General features: G+C 48.8%; 1 protein-coding gene. It reads left to right on the top strand.

The features are described 5' to 3' along the window. The first annotated feature begins 260 nt into the window (after nt 1-260). On the top strand, nt 261-1,025 hold the full coding sequence (locus HMPREF3169_RS06580) for an NYN domain-containing protein (protein ID WP_061923879.1): 765 nt from the start codon (nt 261-263) through the stop codon (nt 1,023-1,025). Nucleotides 1,026-1,621 lie beyond the last annotated feature (596 nt).

Genomic DNA, 1,621 nt, shown 5'->3' with positions numbered 1-1,621 from the left:
CGTAACACCCCTACCAACAAGCCGCTCTCAGCAGGTAGAATACTCAGGCTAGGACTGTGATGTCTAGTGGCTTTTGGACGTTTACCGCCGGAGTTCAGAGAAACCTCTGTGTAACAGGACAAATTGATGTTACGGTCAGCATATGGTAGCCTGCAACCTATCAACCCCAGCCGTTGACCCTCCAGCGATAAGGAGAGTGCCGATGACTGGGGTTATCTTATAATTATAAATAGTCAAACGACTGGGTGGTGAATGTGGCTATGGATAAGAAAGATCGTAGGGCTTCTCGGCCGCCGTTGAGGGAAATTACCACTGCTATCCTAGTGGACGGGGGATTTTATCGTAAGCGTGCAGCAACGTTGTTCGGTCATAAAAACGCGGAGGATCGCGCCAATGAGCTTGTAAAATACTGCCATAGACATATACGAGCCTCTCGCTCTGGCCTCTATAGGATTTACTACTATGATTGTCCGCCGTCTCAACGAGTAGTGTTTCACCCACTTACGCAACAGCAAGTTAATCTCGGGAAAAGTAGCTTATTTGAGTGGACCAACGACTTCTTCGCAGCCCTCATTAAGAAGCGAAAAGTCGCTATGCGGCGAGGTGAGCCACTCGAGACTCAAGGTGGATATACCCTAAGGGAGGATGCTGTCAAGAAACTATGTCGGGGTTCAATAGGCGTAGACGATCTGACTGAAAAGGATTTCGTTCTCGGCATTTCTCAAAAAGGAGTTGATATGCGGCTTGGGCTGGACATTGCATCTCTTGCCGAGCAGGGAAAAGTCAATCAGATCGTCATGATTTCGGGAGACAGTGACTTCGTCCCAGCGGCAAAACATGCCCGTCGGTCGGGAATAGATTTTATTCTAGATCCGATGTGGTCGCCGATTACTGATAGTCTCAGTGAACATATCGATGGAATTAGAGAATGCGTTCGGAATCCTCCAATGAACAAAACAGATCCCCTGCACGTCAATAATCTTGGCATGGATAATGCTGAGGCGGAAGATGAAGAGGAACTGTAGCGAGTTGCGCCGTTCCTATCATGTGACTCCAAAAAGGGAACGATGGAAAGGCCTTTTGCTTTCTGTTGGCATTTCTTCAAGCGGCCATCGGAGCCCGCTTGAAATCTTAAAGATTGAAGTTGCGAAAACTCCTAGTACTTAACCCACTAGGGGCCCTACATGTTATGGTGACCCGCTGAACCCGTCGTTTTCTACCTCACTCCGCTACGCACCCCCGAAACCGGAAGAGCCGTTAAAACCTAGGCGTTAAAACCTAGGCGCGCCTTCAAGTCGATCTGCAAACGCCGTAATAGTGATAGGGGAAGTAATGGCGAATCAAATGACATCCGCATAGATGCGAGGCGTATGTCTGTGGAGGTTTGGGGGCTCATCACTTATAAAGGCAGGCGCCGCATCGTTACTTCAGGCTGATCCCCTCTGGTCCCCTTCTATTTCAACGTTGACCATGAAGTACCGTGAGTGAGACTTTTTCAGAGTCACTGGGAAGGCGCGGAAATGTGAGCAATTTCAGTATCTGGATCGTTAATTTCAGCTTCGCGGCGGAGGCGATTTTTAATCGCTTTGAAGCGTCCTGGGTTTAGTTCCTACCTCAGCTA

Source organism: Corynebacterium sp. HMSC08C04, assembly GCF_001807495.1.
GTDB lineage: Bacteria > Actinomycetota > Actinomycetes > Mycobacteriales > Mycobacteriaceae > Corynebacterium > Corynebacterium simulans.
This window is presented reverse-complemented; position numbering and strand designations above follow the sequence as displayed.